Consider the following 17,040-nt stretch of genomic DNA (forward strand, 5'->3'; position numbering starts at 1 on the left):
GAGCCCGCCCTCGCCGGCCGGGCGGCGAGACGCCTCCGCGGCCGGTCGAGGGCGGCCGGACTCAGTCGAGCCCGAGGTCGCGGCGCAGCTTGGCGACGTGGCCCGTCGCCTTGACGTTGTAGAGCGCGCGCTCGATCTTCCCGTCGGCGTCGATCACGAAGGTCGAGCGGATCACGCCGGTCACCGTCCGGCCGTACGACTGCTTCTCGCCGTACGCGCCGTACGCGATCAGCACCGACTTGTCGGTGTCCGCGACCAGCGGGAAGGTGATGGCGTCACGCTCGCGGAACTTCGCCAGCTTCTCCGGTTTGTCGGGCGAGATGCCGACGACCTCGTAGCCGGCCGCCTGGAGCGAGGCGAGCGAGTCGCGGAAGTCGCAGGCCTGCTTGGTGCAGCCGGGCGTCATGGCCGCCGGGTAGGCGTACAGCACGACCTTACGGCCGCGCAGGTCGGCCAGCGAGAGCGTCTCGCCGGTGTCGGTGGGCAGGCGGAAGTCGGGCGCGGGGTCACCGGGGGAAAGGCGGTCGGGCGCGGTCATGGTCACGACCCTACCGCCGGCGCCGGCCCGCCGGCCCCGGGCGACGCGCCGGCACCGGGCCCGGCGTCCGGTACTTCCGGCCCGCGTCCGTGCGGCGGACGGTGATCGATGCCATGCGCTGTTGCCAGATATTGGCAACAGCGATGTGCGGGAAATACGCTGACCCCGCGGGGCGCGGACGGACCGCCGATGCGTGGGAGGTCGTGTGGAAACGCTGGCGATGCACATCTCGAACGGGATCATCGACGGTCCCGTCGCCGCGGTCTTCGCGGCCGTCGCGGTGGCCGCGATGACCCTCGGCGTCCTGCGCGGCCGGCGCGACCTGGACGACCGGCTGGCGCCGATGGCGGGTCTCGTCGCGGCCTTCATCTTCGCCGTGCAGATGCTCAACTTCCCGATCTTCACCGCCGGCGTCAGCGGCCACCTGCTCGGCGGCGCGCTCGCCGCGATGCTGGTCGGCCCGTGGGTCGGCGCGCTCTGCGTGGCCGTGGTGCTCGTCGTGCAGGCGCTCGTCTTCGGTGACGGGGGCGTCGCGATGCTCGGGCTCAACATCACCAACATGGCGGTGTTCGGCACCGCCGCCGCGTACCTGCTGATCGCGCTGCTGCTGCGGGTGCTGCCCCGCACCCCGACCGGCCTCGGTGTGACCGCCTTCGTCTCCGCCCTGGTCAGCGTGGTGGTCGCGTCGATGGGCTTCGTGTTCCAGTACTGGCTCGGCGGCACCACCGACCTGGGCGGCAACCTGGGCGGCCTGGCCGGCACGATGGCCGGCGCCCACCTCCTCATCGGCATCGGCGAGGGCCTGATCACCGCGACCACGGTGGTCACCGTCGCCAAGGTCCGGCCCGATCTCGTCTACGCGCTGCGCGGGCTGCGGCCCGCGTCCGCGCCCACCGTCCCGGCCGTCGGAGGTGTCCGGTGAGGAAGCGTTCCTGGGGGTTCGTCGTCGGCGGGCTGCTGGTGGCCCTGCTGCTCGCCGGGGTGGTGAGCAACTTCGCCTCGGCGCACCCCGACGGGCTGGACTCGTCGCTGCGCGAGGGCTGCACGTTCGACGCCGACGACAACATCACCGGCGGCAGTTGCCCGGCGCAGCAGGAGAAGGAGCACGAGATCGGCGGCCCGCTCGCCGACTACGGCATCGCGGGGATCGACAACGACTTCCTCTCCACCGGCCTGTCCGGCGTCCTCGGCGTGCTGCTCACCTTCGCCGTGGCCGGCGGGGCCTTCTGGCTGGTCCGCCGTCGCGGCCCGCGAGACGGCGAGGCGGCCGACCGTGAGCGCGCCACCACCGGCGCGACGGGCCGGGGCTAGCCGGGGATGGGCGCCGGGCACGCGCACGTGCTGTACCGGGAGGGCACCTCGCCGGTGCACCGGCTCCCGCCCGAGGCCAAGATCGCGGCGATGGTGGTCTTCACCCTCGCCGTGGTGGCCACCCCGCGCGAGGCGTTCTGGGCCTTCGGCGGGTACGCCCTGCTGGTCGCGGCGGTCGCCGCGCTGGCCCGGGTCGGCCCGGGCTGGCTGCTCGGCCGGTCGCTGATCGAGCTGCCGTTCGTGCTCTTCGCCGTCGCCCTGCCGTTCCTCGGCGCCGGCGAGCGCGTCGACGTGCTCGGCCTCAGCCTGTCGTCCGACGGGCTGCTCGGGGCCTGGAACATCGTGGCGAAGGGCACCCTCGGGGTGCTCGCGTCGCTCCTGCTGGCCGCGACCACGACGACCCGTGACCTGATCGTCGGCCTGGACCGGCTGCGCTGCCCGCAGATCCTCACCCAGATCGCCACGTTCATGCTGCGCTACCTCGACGTGCTGGTCGGCGAGGCCCGCCGGATGCGGGTGGCCCGGATCTCCCGCGGCGACGACCCGCGCTTCCTGTGGCAGCTGCGCGGCTTCGCCGCCGGCATCGGCGCGCTCTTCCTGCGCGCGTTCGAACGCGGCGAGCGGGTCTACCTGGCGATGCTGTCGCGCGGCTACGCCGGCCGGATGCCGGCGGTGTGGCAGGGCGCGGGCGCGGCGACAACCGGGCAGTGGCTGGTCGCGGCCACCGTGCCGGTCCTGGCGGCCACCATCGCCGCCACCGCCGTCGTGCTGACATGATCGGGGACGTGCAGACCGCTGCCTCCCTGGACGTCCGTGGCGTCCGGTACGCGTACCCGGACGGGCACGTCGCCCTGCACGGGGTGGACCTGACCGTGCCGCGCGGCGACCGGGTGGCGCTGCTCGGCCCGAACGGCGCCGGGAAGACCACCCTGGTGCTGCACCTCAACGGCATCCTCACCCCGACCGAGGGGAGCGTGAGCGTCGGTGGCCTGACCGTCAGCCAGGACCGGGCCACGCTGGCCGAGGTGCGCCGCCGGGTGGGCATCGTCTTCCAGGACCCGGACGACCAGCTCTTCCTGCCCACGGTCGCCGAGGACGTGGCGTTCGGGCCGGCCAACCTGGGGTTGCGCGGGGCGGAACTGGCCGCCCGGGTGGACGAGGCGCTCGCCGCGGTCGGGATGGGCGAGCACCGGGACCGCGCGCCGCACCACCTCTCCTTCGGGCAGCGGCGCCGGGTGGCGGTGGCCACCGTGCTCGCCATGCACCCGGAGATCCTGGTCCTCGACGAGCCGTCGTCGAACCTCGACCCGGCGGCCCGCCGCGAGCTGGCCGAGATCCTGCGCGGGCTGCCGGTGACGCTGCTCATGGTGACCCACGACCTGCCGTACGCCCTGGAACTATGCGACCGCTCGGTGATCCTGGACGCCGGTCGGATCGTCGCCGACGGTGCGACGCCGGACCTCCTGGCCGACCAGGACCTCCTGTCCCGTCACCGCCTGGAGCTTCCGGCCGGCTTCACCCCGACAACCCGCACCCCCCACTGACCCCACCCCGCCCCGGCGTCGTCAGGGGCGGGGCGCCGTGGGGGCGGGGGTGGGAGAGGGGGAGTGGCGGCGGGAGGCGGCGTGGAGGCGGAGGGCACCGGCCGCCGCGGCGCCGACGCCGGTGACCAGGACGACGGTGACCAGGATCCGGGCCGCCGTCGCCGGCCACGGGACGGGGGCGACGGCGCGGGCGAAGACCGCGGCGTTCGCCACCCCGGCGAAGAGCGCCAGGCAGGCGCCGGCCAGCGCCAGCGCGAAGTCGGCGGCCGGCCGTCGGGCCAGCGCGTACACCCCGGCGGCGATCGCGCCGAGCCCGGTCAGCAGCGCCCACACCTGCCCGCCGAGCAGGCCGGCCAGCAGGCCGCCGACGCCCCGCGCCCCGGCGTCGAGCTCCCGGCCCACGGTGAACGCCACCGCGGCCACCCCGCCGAGTACCAGCAGCCCGCCGAGCCCGGCCAGCGCCCGCGCGCCCGGCGCCGAGCCGGCCGGCAGCAGCCCCAGCGCGCCCACCGCGAGCAGCCCGACCGTGGCGACCACCCACCAGGCGTACGCGTCCGGCGGCGGCACCCAGTCCAGGGTGCCGCGGATCTCCATCGGCTCGGCGCCGGCGCGCAGCGGCACCACCCAGTCCCGCACCCGGTGCTCCCGGTCGGGGGCGGCCCGCACCTGCGGCGGCGGCGCCGACTCGCGCCAGAGCGCCCGCTGGTCGTGCCAGCGCACCGTGGACGAGTCGTCGACCCGCCGCCAGTCCGGCGGCGCGGCCGGGTCCGCCTCGGCCGGCAGCCGGGTGTCCCCGGCGATGGTCCGGTTCAGGTACGTCGCGGGGGAACGGACGTTCTCGTACACCCCGTCGGGACCCACCCGCAGGTACGGCTCGCCGGAGTAGCCGACCACCTCGACGGCGTGGTCGCCGGTGTTGGTCAGCTCCAGCCGGGCGCCCGCCTCCACCACCCGTACGCTCAGCCCCGCCCGGGCCGGGGTGACCGCCGTCACCTCGGTGCGGTAGTCGGTGCCGTCGGGGGCGTCCGCCCCGTGCGCGGCCGCCGGCCCGGCGAGCGCGAGCGTCGCGGCCAGCGCGGCGGCGAGCACCAGGCCGGCGCGGGCCAGCAGGTCACGGATCACTTGCCGGCCGCCTCCACCGCCGCCTTGATCCCCTCCGGGCTGCGGTCGGCGACCTCCTGGCCGTCGACCACGATGGTCGGGGTGCCGGTGATGCCGGCCTTGCTGGCCTCGTCGGTCACGTGCTCCGTCCACGGCTTGAAGGTGCCCTCCCGCAGGCAGGAGGCGAAGCCGTCCCGGTCGAGGCCGGCGCCCGCCGCGATGTCCACCAGCTCGTCGTCGCTGAGCCCGGCGCCGCCCTCCGGCGGCTGCCGGTCGAACAGCGCCTTGGCGTACTCCCGGTACCGGCCGCTCTCGGCCGCACAGCCGGAGGCCGCCGAGGACCGGGTCGAGTACTGGGTGGTGGAGAAGCGGTTGAGGTAGGCCACCGGGTGGTAGATGACCCGTACCTTGCCCTCGCTGATGAGCTGGTCGAGCGTCGGGCCGCTGACCTGCTCGAACTGCTTGCAGGCCGGGCAGAGGAAGTCCTCGTAGATGTCCACGGTGACCGGGCCCGAGCCGGCGACGACGCCGGTGCCGGCCTCGTTCGAGCCGGTCGGCGGGGTGAAGTCGGTGGAGCGCTGGCTGGAGTAGATGCTCCAGCCGATGAGGCCGGCGATCACCAGGACGGCGACGGCGGCCACGGAGACCCAGAGCGTCCGCTTGCGCCGTTGCTCCCGGGCGAGCTGTTCGCGGACCACCCGCGCGGCGCCCTTCTGCCCCTTGCGACTACTCATTCTCGTCCTCCACGGGTACGTCCCCCGTCAGCCAGCCGTCCACGGAGACGGGCGTGCGGGGCCAGATCAGCAGGAATCCGGCCAGTGCCAGGAATCCCAGGTCCCGGAGGATCTCCGGGAGGTAGCTCGGCGCCTGCCCCTCGGCGAGCTGGCCGCCGCTGCCGAAGCAGCCGCAGTCGATCGCCAGGCCCCGGCTCCAGGCCGAGGCGATGCCGGCGACGAAGACCACCAGCAGCGCCGCGGAGACCGCGGCGCTCAGCCGGGTGGCCAGCCCGAGGAGCAGTAGCACGCCCAGCGCCAGCTCCACGAAGGGCAGCGCCGCGCCGATCACCGTGGCGACGTCGTACGGCATGACCTGGTACGCGTTGACGGCGCGACCGGAGGCGGCCAGGTCACCGACCTTGCTGCCGCCGGCGATCAGCCAGACGGCGGCCAGGCCCAGCCGGGCGGCCACGCCGAGCCAGGGGCGGACGGCCGGCCAGCGGGCGGCCGGAGTACGGGGGGCGGTCACGATCATTGGACGTCGCGTCCGCCACGGAAGTTCCCGGCCACGTTCCCGCTCATCCGGCGAGGGCGTCGCCGACCGCCTCGACGAGGTCGTTGCGGGCCCGGGCCACCCGGGAGCGGATGGTGCCCACCGGCACCCCCTCGACGGCGGCGGCCTCGGCGTACGACAGGCCGAGCAGCTGGGTGAGCACGAACGCCCCGCGCCGCTCGGCGGAGAGCCGGCGGACCAGGTCGGCGGCGCCGAGCTGGCCGGCGGGGTCGGGGTGCGACCGGTCGGCCCCCGCGTCGGCCGTGAGCCGCTCGTCGAGCCGCCGGCGGCGCACGACCGTGCGCAGGTGGTCGGCGCAGGCCCGCCGGGCGATGCCGAGCAGCCAGGTCCGCGCGCTGGACCGCCCCTCGAACGCCGGCAGCCCCCGGAACGCCCGCAGGTAGGTCTCCTGCGTCAGGTCGTCGGCGCTGTCCGGGTCGACCAGCGCGGCGGCGAAGCGCCACACCTCGGCCTGGGTGAGCCGGACGAAGGCGGCCTGGGCGACGGGATCCCCGTCGCGGGCGGCCAGCGCCCACACCGTCGCCGACTCGCGCGCGGCGGCGGCGTCGGTGGGACCGACGGCGGAGGTGTCGCGCGGGGCGGGGATCACGACAACCCAGGTTACGCGGCACGGCTGGAGGGGGCAGGGTCCTTCGGCCCTTCCATGGCCTGCGCCACGCCGGGAACTTTTCCGGCTCGCCGCACGACTACCCGCTCATGACATGCGACGACGTACGCACGGCGCTGTCGGCGCGGCTGGACGGCGAGGACCCGCAGGCGGCGTCGGCGGTGCTGGACGCGCACACGGCGCGTTGCCCCGGCTGCCGCGCCTGGCTGGCCCGGGCCGAGCAGGTGACCCGGCTGGCCCGGGTGCGGGCGGTGGCGGTGCCCGACCTGACGGCCTCGGTGCTCGCGGCGGTCGCCGCCGACCCGGTCGCGGCCCGGCGAGTGCCGGAGGCGACCCGGCGGGCCCGCCGTCAGGTGCTGCGGGTCGCCGTCGCGGTCGCCGCCGTCGCCCAGTTGTCGATCGCGCTGCCGGTGCTGCTGGCCGGGCTGGACGTGACCGTCGACCCGCACACCAGCCGCGAGATGGCCTCCTTCGACGTGGCGCTGGCCGTCGGCTTCGCGCTGGCCGCGTGGCGGCCGGAGCGGGCCCGCGCGTTCGTGCCGGTGGCGCTGGTGCTGGCGGTGTGCCTGGCCGGCACCAGCGCCGTCGACATCGCCAACTCCACCACCGCCCTCGTGCACGAGGTCGGCCACCTGGCCGCCGTGGTGCAGGCGGGGCTGCTGTGGGCGCTGGGCCGGGTCGGCGGCGAGTCCGGCAGCCCGGTGTCGACGTCACTCCGGGCCCGGCATGGCTGACCACGCTCCGCCCCGGGCGCGCACGCCCGAGCAGGGGGTCGCGCGGGCCGGTGGGCTTCGGGCTGTTCCGCACGGTCGGACTCGCGCCCGGCGGGTCGGGTCCGCGAGCATGACCGGCATGAGTGTCGCCAACCGTCGCCGGTTCGCCCGGCTGACCGCCGCCGTCGGCCTGCTGATCGCCGTCGTCGCCCTGTTGATCGCCCCCGCCGGCCCCGCCAGCGCCCACGCGGTGCTGGTGAGCAGCAGCCCGGTCGCCTCGGCGGTGGTGTCGAGCGGGCCGGCCGAGGTGGTGCTGACCTTCAGCGAGTCCGTCCGCAAGGTGCCGGGCAAGATCCGGGTGATCGCGCCGGACGGCTCCCGCGCCGACCGGGGCGAGCCGAGCTTCTCCGGCAGCGTGGTCACGATTCCGGTCGACTCGGCCGGGGGGCGCGGCACCTACCTGGTCAGCTACCGGGTGATCTCCGCCGACAGCCATCCGGTCTCCGGCGCGTTCACCTACTCCGTCGGCGCGCCCTCCACGCCCCCGGTCGACACCGGGGACGACAGCCGGGCCGACCCGGTGGTCGGCCACGCGGTCAAGGTCGCCAAGTACGTCGGCTACGCCGGCCTGCTGCTGCTCGTCGGCCCGGCGATGGTCCTCGCCGCGCTGTGGCCCCGGCGGCTGCCCCGGCAGGGCCCGGCGCGGCTGGCCTGGGCCGGGCTCGGCCTGGTGGTGCTCGGCACCGTGACGAACCTCCTGCTCCAGGTGCCCTACACCGCCGGCGGGGGCGTGTTCGACGTGACCGGCGAGGGGCTCAGCGCGGTGCTGGGGAGCACCTTCGGCGCGGCGCACCTGGTGCGGCTGGGCCTGCTGGCCGCGGCGGCGTTCCTGCTCCGGCCGCTGCTGGCCGGGCCGGTCGGCCGCGCCGACCTGGTGATCCTCGGCATCCTCGGGGTGGCGGCCCTGCTGACCTGGCCGCTGGCCGGGCACCCGGCGGCCTCGCCCGCCCCGGCGGTCTCCGTCGTCGTCGACGCGGTCCACCTGGGCAGCATGGCCGTCTGGCTGGGCGGGCTGGTGATGCTCGCCGCCTTCCTGCTGCGCCGGGCAGACGAGCGGGAACTGGGCGCGATCCTGCCGATCTGGTCGCGCTGGGCGACGCTGGCCGTCTCGGCGCTGCTGCTCGCCGGCACCGTCCAGGCGCTGATCGAGGTCGCCACGCCGGCCGCGCTGGTCGACACCACCTACGGGCGGCTGCTGCTCGGCAAGATCGGGCTGTTCGCGCTGGTCATCGCGGTGGCCGCGTACTCCCGGCAGTTGGTGCGCACGGCGGCCGGCCGGCCGGCGCCGATGCGGCGGGCGGTCTGGGCGGAGTTGGCGATCACCGCCGTGGTGCTCGGCCTGACCGCCGTCCTGGTGCAGACCACCCCGGCCCGCACCGCCGGCTCCGACGTGACCGGCGGTTCCCCCGGTTACTTCTCCACGACGCTGTCCAGCCCGATCTACTCCCTCCAGGTGGAGCTGGACCCGGCCGAGCGGGGCAACAACACCGTGCACTTCTACGCGTACACGAAGGACAACCGGCCACAGCCGGTGGTGGAGTGGCGCGCCACGGCGGCCCTGCCGTCGGCCGGGATCGAACCGATCGAGGTCCCGCTGCTGCCGTTGACCGACAACCACGCCACCGGCGAGATCAACCTGCCGGCGGCGGGGGAGTGGCAGTTGCGCGTGACCGTCCGCACGTCCGACATCGACCAGGCCACGGTGACCGCCACCGTGCCGATCAGGTAACAGGAAGGCTCCCAGATGATCCGTCTCCGGCGTACCGCAGCCGCCGCAGCCGCCCTGGCGCTCGGCGCCGTCGCCACCGCCGTCCTCGGCTTCGCGGCGCCCGCCTCCGCCCACGTTTCGGTCAACCCGCAGGAGGCGACCCAGGGCGGCTACGGCCGGTTCGCCTTCCGGGTGCCCAACGAGAGCGACACCGCCTCCACGACGAAGGTGGAGGTGGTGCTGCCCGAGAACGCGCCGGTGGGCTCCGTGTCGACCATGCCGGTGCCGGGCTGGACGGTGGCGGTGGAGAAGCGCAAGGTCGACCCGCCGGTCGAGGTGCACGGCAGCCAGCTCACCGAGGTCGTCGCCAAGCTCACCTGGACGGCGACCGGAAACGCGGGGGTCAAGCCCGGCGAGTTCCAGGAGTTCCCGGTCTCGATGGGTCCGCTGCCGCAGGTCGACACGATGGTCTTCAAGACGCTGCAGACCTACTCCGACGGCAACGTTCAGCGCTGGATCGAGGCGCCGACCCCCGGCGGGGAGGAGCCGGAGACCCCGGCCCCGGTGCTCACCCTCACCGCGGGCTCGCCGTCGGCCGCCCCCACCGGCGGTGCCGCCCCGGCACAGGCCGACGACGATGACGACGCCGAGGGCGTCGGCCTGGCCACCGGGCTCGGCATCGCCGGCCTGGTCGCCGGGGCGGGAGGCCTGTTGCTCGGCGGTCTCGCCTTCGCGCGGAGCCGGCGGGAGCCCGCGCCGAAGGCGTGAGCCCCTCCCGCACCCTCCACCGGCCCGTCGGCGTACCCGGCGGGCCGGCGGCTTTCCGGGCCGGTGCCGTGGATATCCGCTGATCAGTCGGTCCTCGTCGGTAAGGTCGGCCGGGTATCCGGCTACGGAGGGGGACGAGGCGAATGCGGTTCGTGCGGGCGCTCGGCGGAGTGCTGCTGCTGACCATCGGGATTCCGGCGCTGCTCGCCGGCGGGGTGCTCGGGATGCTCACCCGGCACGCCGACCCGGCAGGCGCCTTCAGCGCCCGGTTCGAGACCGTGCACACCCCCGGGCACGCGGTGGTCGTCCGGGACGTCGACGAGCTGCTGCGCGCGGAGGCGCCGTTCGCCCGGGTCGGGCAGGCCCGGCTCCGGCTGGACGCCCGCACGGCCGACGGCCCGGCCTTCGTCGGGCTGGCCCCCGCCGACGAGGTGCGGCGCTGGCTCGACCCGGTGCCGCACGCCGAGGTCCGTCGGGTGGCCCTGGCGCGGGGCCCGCTGCCGGTCCGGCTGGAGCCCGCCACCCCGTCCGCCGGCTCCACACCAGCCGCCGGCTCCGCGCCGGCCGTCACGCCGATCGGTCAGCCCTTCTGGGTACGCGAGGGGATCGGCGCGCTGGAGTGGTCCCCGCAGGAGCTGGCCGACCGGCGGCTGAGCCTGGTGGTGCTGCGTCCCGACGGGCGTGCCGACCTGACCCTGGAGCTGCGCGCCGGGCTGCGGGTCGGCTGGACCGCCCCGGCGACCGCGGGCCTGCTGGCCGGCGGGGTGCTGGCGGTGGTGCTCGCCGTGCTGCTCCTGTTGCGCCCGGTACGCCCGCGCGAGGTGGTCTTCGTGGTCGAACCGGACCAGGTGCCGGTGCTGGCCGGGCGGCTCGGCGTGACCTCGCTCAGCGGGCTGGGCGCGCAGCCGACCCGGGACAGCGACCGGTCCCGGGTCGTCGGGCGTCAGCTCGCCTCGGTCGGCGCCGGCCCCGCGCCGTCCCGGGCCGCCATCGGGCCGGTGCCCGCGCGCCGCCCCGCGACGCTCGCCGACCTCGCCGGCGACGACCCGGCGGTCTGCCCGCCCGAGGTGACCCTCAGCCTGGCCTGGCCGCCGGCCGTTGCCGAGGCGCCGGCCGCGCCGGCCCCGCCGGCCCCGCCGGAGGGCCGGCCCCGCCCGGACTCCCCGACGACCGCGGATTCCCCGACCACCGCGGATTCCCCGACCACCGCGGATTCCCCGACGACCGCGGATTTCCCGGCCGCCCCGGATTTTCCGGCGGCCCCAGACTCCCCGCCAACCCCGGCGGCCCCGGGTTCCCCGGACGCCGCGCGCTGACCGCGCCCGGGCGGCCCGAACGGCGAGTGGCCCTCCGCGCTGCCGACGCGGAGGGCCACCTTCACCGGGGGATCGGTGCTACCCGAGAGACACCTGAGGTAGTTGTGACCAGATTAGCGGTGAAGCGGGCTACTCGGGAAGACTGTCCATTTGGTGCGACTTCCCGGCCCGGCGCCCGACCGGCAGCGCCACCAGCAGCAGCAGGCTCAGCAGCACGTACGTGTTGCGCACCAGGAACTCGGCCGGCGAGTCGGTGCGCACCGGGGCGACGCCCCAGTCGTAGAAGGTCACCACGCCGTACACGATCAGGGCGGTCGTGCCGACGGCGAGCGCGGCCAGCCCGTTCCGGCGGCGGAGGCCCTCGCCGGTGCCGGGGTCGGCGCTCAGCGCCGCGTCCGCCAGCACCACCACCGCGGGGATGAACCAGTAGATGTGGTGGGTCCAGGTGATGGGGCTGACCAGCGCGCCGACCAGCCCGGTGAGGGCGAGCCCGGTGAGCGGGTCCCCGGCCCGGGCGGCCCGCGCCGCCCGCCACAGCCCGTACCCGGCGATGACCGCGACCAGCAGCAGCCAGAGCATCCGGTCCGGCTTCTCCGGGGCGGTGATGCGGCTGAGCAGCCCGAACAGCGACTGGTTGCCGGTGTAGTCGGTGCGGCCGACCCGGTCGGTCGCCCACAGCTCGTGGGTCCAGAACCGCCACGAGTCACGCGGCGCGACCGCCGCGGCGAGCAGGGTCGCGGCGGCGGCCGTCGCGCTCGCCACCGCCGCCGCCCGCCACCGCCGGGTGGCCAGCAGATAGACGATGAAGATGCCCGGGAAGAGCTTGAGCGCCGTCGCCAGCCCGACACCCACGCCGGCCCAACGAGCCGCCCGGGGTACGGCGAAGAGCAGGTCGGCCAGGATCAGCACGACCAGCAGCATGTTGATCTGACCGAAGGTGATCGTCTCCCGGGTGCTCTCCACGGCCAGCACGAGCAGGACCGCCACCGTGAGGGTGAACACACGGGGCAGGCCGTGCCGGGCGATCACCGGCGCCGCCAGCCAGCGGGTGGTGACCACCACCGCGAGCGCGGTCAGGATAGTGAAGATCGTCACGGTGGCGCCCAGCGGCAGCAACGCGAACGGGCGCAGCAGCAGCGCGCTGAACGGCGGGTAGGTGAAGTAGAGCTCGCCCTGCACCCGGTCGGGCTGGACGTAGTCGTAGAGCGGGTTGCCGGCCGCCCACCAGTCCATCGCCCGCATGTAGATCTTCAGGTCGAAGAAGTCGTGTACCAGCCCGGGCAGGTAGAGCGCCGGCAGCACGGCGGCCAGCGCCAGCACGGCGGCGAGCCGACGGACCGTACGGCCGCCCGGGTCGTCGTCGGTGACGGCGGGCGGTGCGGCGGGTTCGGCTGGCACGGGGAAACCCTAGCGGTCGGGTCGCGCCACGGTGCGCGGGCGCGCGGCCGGCGAGGCTGCGCGTAGTCTGGGCCGGTGGCTGATCTTCTCGTCTGGATCGACTGTGAGATGACCGGGTTGGACCTCGACAGGGACAAGCTGATCGAGGTCGCCGCGCTCGTCACCGATCCCGACCTCAACGTGCTCGGGGAGGGTGTCGACGTGGTGATCCACGCCGACGAGGCGGCGCTGGAGGCGATGCCGGAGATCGTCCGCACGATGCACGGGAAGTCGGGGCTGACCGAGGAGGTCCGGCGCTCGACGGTGACCCTGGCCGAGGCGGAGGACATGGTCCTCGACTACGTCGCCAGCCACGTCAAGGACCCGCGCAGCGCGCCGCTGTGCGGCAACTCGATCGCCACCGACCGGGGCTTCATCGCCCGGGACATGCCGCGCCTCGACGCGCACCTGCACTACCGGATGATCGACGTCTCCTCGATCAAGGAGCTGTGCCGCCGCTGGTACCCGCGGGTGTACTTCGGCCAGCCGCAGAAGGGGCTCGCGCACCGGGCGCTGGCCGACATCCGGGAGAGCATCCGGGAGCTGGAGTACTACCGGCGGACCGTCTTCGTGCCGCTGCCCGGCCCCGACGTGGAGACCGCCAAGGCGATCGCCGCCCAACTCTGATCCGGGGCGGAGAACCCGCTGGACGCGGCGGGCGGGGGTGGGGCTATTATTGGTCCGCACCCCGCCCGGGGCGATCGACCGGGTGCGGAAGGCATGGTGGCTGTAGCTCAGTTGGCAGAGCACCGGGTTGTGGTCCCGGTTGTCGTGGGTTCAATTCCCATCAGTCACCCGGTTGACGAAGGCCCCCTCCTCGCGGAGGGGGCCTTCGGCGTTTCCGGTGCTCAGGCGGTCGGGCTGGGCGCGGGCTCGCCGCTGGCGTCCGGGTCGGCCCCGGCCGGCTCGTACGGCAGGGCGCTGCCCTTGACGTACTCCTCCCAGCTCATGTTCCAGTCGGTCCAGCCGTTGCCGTTCTGCAGCTTGCGCTCGGTGCCCTTGACCGTGATCGGGTCGCCGATCCGGGTGTTGGCGAACAGCCAGGCGCCGTTGGCCATCGAGACGTTCACGCAGCCGTGCGAGACGTTCACGCTGCCCTGCTGCCCCTCCGACCAGGGCGCGGCGTGGATGAACTCGCCACCCCAGGTCAGCCGCTGGGCGTAGTCGATCTTCGTGCGGTAGCCCTCCTCGGGGCCCAGCTCGTCGAAGGTGTCGAAGACCGTCTTGCGCAGCTTCTCGATCACCACCATGGTGCCGCTCGACGAGGGGGTGCTCTTCTTGCCGAGGCTGACCGGGATGGTCTTGATCACAGACCCGTTCTTCGTGACGGTCATCCGCTTGGTCTTGTTGTCCACGGTCATGATCACCGCTGCGCCGATCTTGATGTCGACGGTGAGGTCCGCCCGGCCGTACCAGCCGCCGCCCAGCGGCAGGCCGCCGGCCTGGACGCGGTAGGAGACGGTGCTGCCGGCCTGCCAGAACTTTTTCGGGCGGTAGCGGATCTCCGTCGGGCTGACCCAGTGCCAGATGCCCTCCTGGGCCGGCGTGGAGGTGACCGTCATCCGGCGCTGGACGTCGTCGCGGTAGTCCTCCGGGATGGCCCGGCCGAACTTGACGATCAGGGGCATGCCGACGCCGACCACCTGGTCGTCGCCGAGGAAGCTGGTGATCCGGACCTGCTTGCCGGGCTTCGCCATGGTGGTGAAGGTGCTGGTCGCCGTGGCGGGCCGGCCGTCGTCGCCGGTCGCGGTCACGGTGGCGGTGTACGTCTCGCCGTACTCGAGCGCGCCGGCGGGCAGCCAGCTCGTGCCGTCCGCGGCGAGCTTGCCCTCGACGGCCTCGCCGGCCGAGTCCTTGAGCTCGACGCTGGTCTCCTGGGCGTCCTTCGTGGTGAAGGTGATGCCGGTCGAGGCGGGCACGTCCTTCGCGTCGGCCTTGGGCTCGACGATCGTGGCCGCGGCCTTCGGCGCGGCGGGCTGGCCGCCGCCGTCCTGCCAGCCGGACGGCTTGCCCCCGCCGCCGTCGGTGCAGGCGGAGGTCAGGGCGAGTGCCGCGGCGAGCACCGCCGCCGCGATCCCACGGCGTCGCCCACCCCGCCGGTCGTCCCCACGCCGGATCAGCTGGTCCTGGACAGCTCGCATGATTCCCTCACAGTCGTGGTCCCCGGTTGCCCATCGTCCCTCACTGACGCATCCGGACAGATACCCGTTCCTCAGGGTGAACCGAAACACGTCGGGCAAGCTGTCCGAATATTGATAAAATCAAGGGATTTGCGAGGTGGGTTCGCGTTCCCGGGGTTTCGTGTTCCCCGGGATGACGGGGCGACAAGGCGGCGGGCCGGCCGGGGCGGCGACTCGGTCGACGACGTCGCGGTCGGGGGTCGTGGCGAACGGCCGGAGTCGGGTGCGACCCGGCCCGGAACGCGGCGACCGGCCCGCGGGTGCGGACCGGTCGCCGGATCGTCGGGTGGAGGTGCGTCAGAACGCCGGCCCCGCACCGCCCTCGGGCACCGGCAGGGCACTGCCCTTGACGAACTCGGACCAGCTCACGCTCCACGCCGTCCAGCCGTTGCCGGCGGCCAGCTTGCGCTCGGTGCCCTTGATGGTGATCGGGTCGCCGACCTTCGTCTTCTCGAACAGCCACTTCGCGTTCGCCGTCGAGATGTTGACGCAGCCGTGCGAGACGTTCTGCCGGCCCTGCACGTGCTCCGACCAGGGCGCGGCGTGGATGTACTCGCCGCCCCAGGTGAGCCGCTGCGCGAAGTCGATCTCCGTGACGTAGCGGTTCTCCGGATCGGGGTCGTCCCGGGTGTCGAAGACGGTGGACTCCTTCTTCTCCATCACCACCATCGTGCCGCTGGAGGAGGGCGTCTTCTTCTTGCCGAGGCTCACCGGCAGGGTGCGGACCACCTGGCCGTCCTCGTACACCGTCATCTTCTTGGTCGCGTTGTCGACCTTCATCTCGAAAGCCCGGCCGATCTTCGCGGTGGCCGCGCGGTCGACGTTGCCGTAGCGGCCGTTGCTCAGCGGGATGCCGGCCAGCGCGATCCGGACGGTGAGGGTGGTGCCGGGCTTCCAGTACTCCGGCGCGCGGTAGTAGGCCTGGGTGCCGTTGTCGACCCAGTGCCAGGCGCCCGGCTGCGGCGGATCCGTCTGCACGAACATGCGCTTCTGCACGGCGGCCCGGTCCTTCTTCGGGATGCCCGGGTGGAACTCGGCGACCACCGGCATCGCCACGCCGTACGTCTTGTCGTCGAAGAGGTACAGGCCCGAGCTGATCATGGACTTGGGCTTCGCCATCGTCGTGAAGGTGCTGGTGCCCTGGCTGGTCCCGCCGTCGGCGCCGGTGGCGGTGACCGTGGCCGTGTAGCGGGTGCCGTACTTCAGCGGCTTCGACGGCACCCAGGACGAGCCGTCGGCGCGCAGCCGCCCCTCGACCTGCTTGCCGTCGGCCGCGGTCAGCGTGACGCCGGACACCTTGCCGCCGTCGGGCAGCTCCGTGCTGATCTCGGAGCTGACCGGCTTGTTCTTCGCCCCGTCGGCCGGGCTCAGCGCCAGCGGCGGACCGCTCGGCGCCGCCGGAGTGGCGGGATCGGCCGCCGCGCTCGCCGTGGCCGGCGTGGTGCCGCCCACGAACTCCGCCTTCTTCTGCTCGTCGCCGCAGGCCGTCAGTGCCAGCGACGCCACCAGACCGAGGGCGCCCACCATCGCCCCGGCCCGCGCGAACCTGCCCATCCCCACCTCTGTTCTCGCGTACCTGGCGCACATCGTGCCGCATGGACCCCCCTCCTCAGGCCCCTGTCGTCGTACGACTGGTGGTTTTGCCCTTGGATGCCCCTTAAGCTCGACCGAAGGGGGGAGCCGGGGATCGGATTGGAACCCGGCTCGGAGGCCGTGCTAATGTTCTCCCCGTTGCCAGCGAGCGCCGCTAGCTCAACTGGCAGAGCAGCGGACTCTTAATCCGCGGGTTCGGGGTTCGAGTCCCTGGCGGCGCACCAGCAATCATCTGGGCATCCACCCTCACGGGTGGGTGCCCAGATGTCGTTTCGGGGCGAGTGACAGCAACGGTGTCACTCGTCACCGTCATCACCCGCCTGCGGCTCGCTGAGCGCCGCGTCCATGTGACCCGCCGCCTCCTGTTGCATGGCCGGCATCACATGCCCGTAGATGTTCATCGTCACCGCGATCTGCGAGTGGCCGAGAATGTCCATGACAACTCGTGGCGACACGCCTGCGGCCAGCAGTAGAGTCGCGCAGGTGTGTCGCAGGTCATGAAAGCGAATTGGCCGGACACCGGCTCGGACGATCAACCGGCCGAAGGCAGTGTTCAGATTGCGCGGTTCGACATGGCGACCGGTGGCGGTCGTGAAGACCAGCCCTGTCTCGTGCCAATCCTCATCGGCGAGACCGCGCTCATGCTCCTGGACGTTCCGGTGACGCTTGAGCGCCTGGACCACAACGGCCGGCATCGTCAGAACCCGCCGGGAGCGGCGCGACTCGCTCGACGGCTCCAAGCCAGCATGCAGGCCCGGAGTCAGGCCGGTTCCGCCTACCTAGTGCCGCATCAGGCAACGTTTGCCCCGTGACGACGCGCCGCGCGGGGTGCTGGTCCGGGCGGCGTGGTGTCGTCAGGCTGTCCGGGTGGTGG

At 73.9% G+C, this 17,040-nt stretch carries 18 protein-coding genes and 2 tRNA genes; 11 read left to right on the forward strand and 9 right to left on the reverse strand.

Annotated features, from left to right (window positions below; translation table 11 throughout):
• Positions 1 to 61 precede the first annotated feature (61 nt).
• Positions 62 to 538, reverse strand: a complete 477-nt coding sequence (gene bcp, locus ACZ6O2_RS21275) for a thioredoxin-dependent thiol peroxidase (RefSeq protein WP_350702826.1) — start codon at positions 536 to 538, stop codon at positions 62 to 64.
• A gap of 205 nt (positions 539 to 743) precedes the next feature.
• Here bcp and ACZ6O2_RS21280 point away from each other — a divergent pair, with 205 nt between their 5' ends.
• From ACZ6O2_RS21280 to ACZ6O2_RS21295, 4 genes are read left to right on the forward strand one after another with little or no spacing between them, the layout of a single operon-like run.
• Positions 744 to 1,460, forward strand: a complete 717-nt coding sequence (locus ACZ6O2_RS21280) for an energy-coupling factor ABC transporter permease (protein ID WP_350702824.1) — start codon at positions 744 to 746, stop codon at positions 1,458 to 1,460.
• Entirely contained in the window at positions 1,457 to 1,849 is a 393-nt protein-coding gene (locus ACZ6O2_RS21285; RefSeq protein WP_350702822.1) for a PDGLE domain-containing protein, read from the forward strand. The genes ACZ6O2_RS21280 and ACZ6O2_RS21285 overlap by 4 nt, the downstream gene beginning before the upstream one ends.
• A 6-nt stretch (positions 1,850 to 1,855) precedes the next feature.
• Positions 1,856 to 2,626, forward strand: a complete 771-nt coding sequence (gene cbiQ, locus ACZ6O2_RS21290; protein ID WP_350702820.1) for a cobalt ECF transporter T component CbiQ — start codon at positions 1,856 to 1,858, stop codon at positions 2,624 to 2,626.
• Positions 2,623 to 3,393 carry an energy-coupling factor ABC transporter ATP-binding protein gene (locus ACZ6O2_RS21295; protein ID WP_350702818.1) on the forward strand — a complete coding sequence of 257 codons (771 nt, stop codon included), beginning with the start codon at positions 2,623 to 2,625 and terminating at the stop codon, positions 3,391 to 3,393. Before cbiQ ends, ACZ6O2_RS21295 begins: the two co-directional genes overlap by 4 nt.
• A gap of 21 nt (positions 3,394 to 3,414) precedes the next feature.
• On the opposite strand, the gene ACZ6O2_RS21300 is transcribed toward ACZ6O2_RS21295, so the two are convergent.
• From ACZ6O2_RS21300 to ACZ6O2_RS21315, 4 genes are read right to left on the reverse strand one after another with little or no spacing between them, the layout of a single operon-like run.
• Positions 3,415 to 4,515: a hypothetical protein gene (locus ACZ6O2_RS21300; RefSeq protein ID WP_466024020.1), complete on the reverse strand. Its 1,101-nt coding sequence runs from the start codon at positions 4,513 to 4,515 to the stop codon at positions 3,415 to 3,417.
• Positions 4,512 to 5,228 (reverse strand): DsbA family protein, encoded by a 717-nt coding sequence (locus ACZ6O2_RS21305; protein WP_466024021.1) that lies wholly within the window; start codon positions 5,226 to 5,228, stop codon positions 4,512 to 4,514. Before ACZ6O2_RS21305 ends, ACZ6O2_RS21300 begins: the two co-directional genes overlap by 4 nt.
• Positions 5,221 to 5,745, reverse strand: a complete 525-nt coding sequence (locus tag ACZ6O2_RS21310; protein WP_466024022.1) for a MauE/DoxX family redox-associated membrane protein — start codon at positions 5,743 to 5,745, stop codon at positions 5,221 to 5,223. Before ACZ6O2_RS21310 ends, ACZ6O2_RS21305 begins: the two co-directional genes overlap by 8 nt.
• Positions 5,746 to 5,788: 43 nt before the next feature.
• On the reverse strand, positions 5,789 to 6,373 hold the full coding sequence (locus ACZ6O2_RS21315; RefSeq protein WP_350702811.1) for a sigma-70 family RNA polymerase sigma factor: 585 nt from the start codon (positions 6,371 to 6,373) through the stop codon (positions 5,789 to 5,791).
• A 107-nt stretch (positions 6,374 to 6,480) separates the two neighbouring features.
• Between ACZ6O2_RS21315 and ACZ6O2_RS21320 the strand changes: the two genes are divergently transcribed.
• From ACZ6O2_RS21320 to ACZ6O2_RS21335, 4 genes are all read left to right on the forward strand, one after another.
• Positions 6,481 to 7,125 carry a zf-HC2 domain-containing protein gene (locus tag ACZ6O2_RS21320; protein WP_466024023.1) on the forward strand — a complete coding sequence of 215 codons (645 nt, stop codon included), beginning with the start codon at positions 6,481 to 6,483 and terminating at the stop codon, positions 7,123 to 7,125.
• Positions 7,126 to 7,234: 109 nt separating this feature from the next.
• Positions 7,235 to 8,893, forward strand: a complete 1,659-nt coding sequence (locus ACZ6O2_RS21325) for a copper resistance CopC/CopD family protein (RefSeq protein ID WP_350702807.1) — start codon at positions 7,235 to 7,237, stop codon at positions 8,891 to 8,893.
• A 15-nt stretch (positions 8,894 to 8,908) separates the two neighbouring features.
• On the forward strand, positions 8,909 to 9,640 hold the full coding sequence (locus ACZ6O2_RS21330) for a YcnI family copper-binding membrane protein (RefSeq protein ID WP_466024024.1): 732 nt from the start codon (positions 8,909 to 8,911) through the stop codon (positions 9,638 to 9,640).
• 143 nt (positions 9,641 to 9,783) lie between these two features.
• Positions 9,784 to 10,956, forward strand: coding sequence for a hypothetical protein (locus ACZ6O2_RS21335; RefSeq protein WP_466024025.1), 1,173 nt, complete (start codon positions 9,784 to 9,786; stop codon positions 10,954 to 10,956).
• A gap of 129 nt (positions 10,957 to 11,085) precedes the next feature.
• On the opposite strand, the gene ACZ6O2_RS21340 is transcribed toward ACZ6O2_RS21335, so the two are convergent.
• Positions 11,086 to 12,354 (reverse strand): glycosyltransferase 87 family protein, encoded by a 1,269-nt coding sequence (locus ACZ6O2_RS21340; RefSeq protein ID WP_350702803.1) that lies wholly within the window; start codon positions 12,352 to 12,354, stop codon positions 11,086 to 11,088.
• Positions 12,355 to 12,429: 75 nt separating this feature from the next.
• Here ACZ6O2_RS21340 and orn point away from each other — a divergent pair, with 75 nt between their 5' ends.
• Both orn and ACZ6O2_RS21350 read left to right on the forward strand, forming a co-directional pair.
• Positions 12,430 to 13,020: an oligoribonuclease gene (gene orn, locus ACZ6O2_RS21345; RefSeq protein ID WP_466024026.1), complete on the forward strand. Its 591-nt coding sequence runs from the start codon at positions 12,430 to 12,432 to the stop codon at positions 13,018 to 13,020.
• Between the two features lie 96 nt (positions 13,021 to 13,116).
• Positions 13,117 to 13,189 (forward strand) — tRNA-His (locus tag ACZ6O2_RS21350).
• Positions 13,190 to 13,241: 52 nt separating this feature from the next.
• Here ACZ6O2_RS21350 and ACZ6O2_RS21355 read toward each other — a convergent pair.
• Positions 13,242 to 14,534, reverse strand: a complete 1,293-nt coding sequence (locus ACZ6O2_RS21355) for a L,D-transpeptidase (RefSeq protein ID WP_466024027.1) — start codon at positions 14,532 to 14,534, stop codon at positions 13,242 to 13,244.
• A 336-nt stretch (positions 14,535 to 14,870) separates the two neighbouring features.
• A complete protein-coding gene (locus ACZ6O2_RS21360; RefSeq protein ID WP_466024028.1) occupies positions 14,871 to 16,127 on the reverse strand; it encodes a L,D-transpeptidase in 1,257 nt (418 codons plus the stop codon).
• 187 nt (positions 16,128 to 16,314) lie between these two features.
• Between ACZ6O2_RS21360 and ACZ6O2_RS21365 the strand changes: the two genes are divergently transcribed.
• Positions 16,315 to 16,390 (forward strand) — tRNA-Lys (locus ACZ6O2_RS21365).
• Positions 16,391 to 16,462: 72 nt separating this feature from the next.
• On the opposite strand, the gene ACZ6O2_RS21370 is transcribed toward ACZ6O2_RS21365, so the two are convergent.
• Positions 16,463 to 16,861, reverse strand: a complete 399-nt coding sequence (locus ACZ6O2_RS21370) for a tyrosine-type recombinase/integrase (protein WP_466024029.1) — start codon at positions 16,859 to 16,861, stop codon at positions 16,463 to 16,465.
• Positions 16,862 to 17,040: the final 179 nt, after the last annotated feature.

This window comes from Micromonospora sp. NPDC048040 (genome assembly GCF_055587185.1).

Bases quoted from the DNA above. Each gene is read 5' to 3' on its own strand.
- ACZ6O2_RS21320 (WP_466024023.1), top strand. From the start codon at position 6,481: ATGACATGCGACGACGTACGCACGGCGCTGTCGGCGCGGCTGGACGGC.
- ACZ6O2_RS21330 (WP_466024024.1), top strand. From the start codon at position 8,909: ATGATCCGTCTCCGGCGTACCGCAGCCGCCGCAGCCGCCCTGGCGCTC.
- ACZ6O2_RS21355 (WP_466024027.1), bottom strand. From the start codon at position 14,534: ATGCGAGCTGTCCAGGACCAGCTGATCCGGCGTGGGGACGACCGGCGG.
- ACZ6O2_RS21325 (WP_350702807.1), top strand. From the start codon at position 7,235: ATGACCGGCATGAGTGTCGCCAACCGTCGCCGGTTCGCCCGGCTGACC.
- bcp (WP_350702826.1), bottom strand. From the start codon at position 538: ATGACCGCGCCCGACCGCCTTTCCCCCGGTGACCCCGCGCCCGACTTC.
- cbiQ (WP_350702820.1), top strand. From the start codon at position 1,856: ATGGGCGCCGGGCACGCGCACGTGCTGTACCGGGAGGGCACCTCGCCG.
- ACZ6O2_RS21360 (WP_466024028.1), bottom strand. From the start codon at position 16,127: ATGGGCAGGTTCGCGCGGGCCGGGGCGATGGTGGGCGCCCTCGGTCTG.
- ACZ6O2_RS21295 (WP_350702818.1), top strand. From the start codon at position 2,623: ATGATCGGGGACGTGCAGACCGCTGCCTCCCTGGACGTCCGTGGCGTC.
- ACZ6O2_RS21370 (WP_466024029.1), bottom strand. From the start codon at position 16,861: ATGCCGGCCGTTGTGGTCCAGGCGCTCAAGCGTCACCGGAACGTCCAG.
- ACZ6O2_RS21305 (WP_466024021.1), bottom strand. From the start codon at position 5,228: ATGAGTAGTCGCAAGGGGCAGAAGGGCGCCGCGCGGGTGGTCCGCGAA.
- ACZ6O2_RS21310 (WP_466024022.1), bottom strand. From the start codon at position 5,745: ATGATCGTGACCGCCCCCCGTACTCCGGCCGCCCGCTGGCCGGCCGTC.
- ACZ6O2_RS21335 (WP_466024025.1), top strand. From the start codon at position 9,784: ATGCGGTTCGTGCGGGCGCTCGGCGGAGTGCTGCTGCTGACCATCGGG.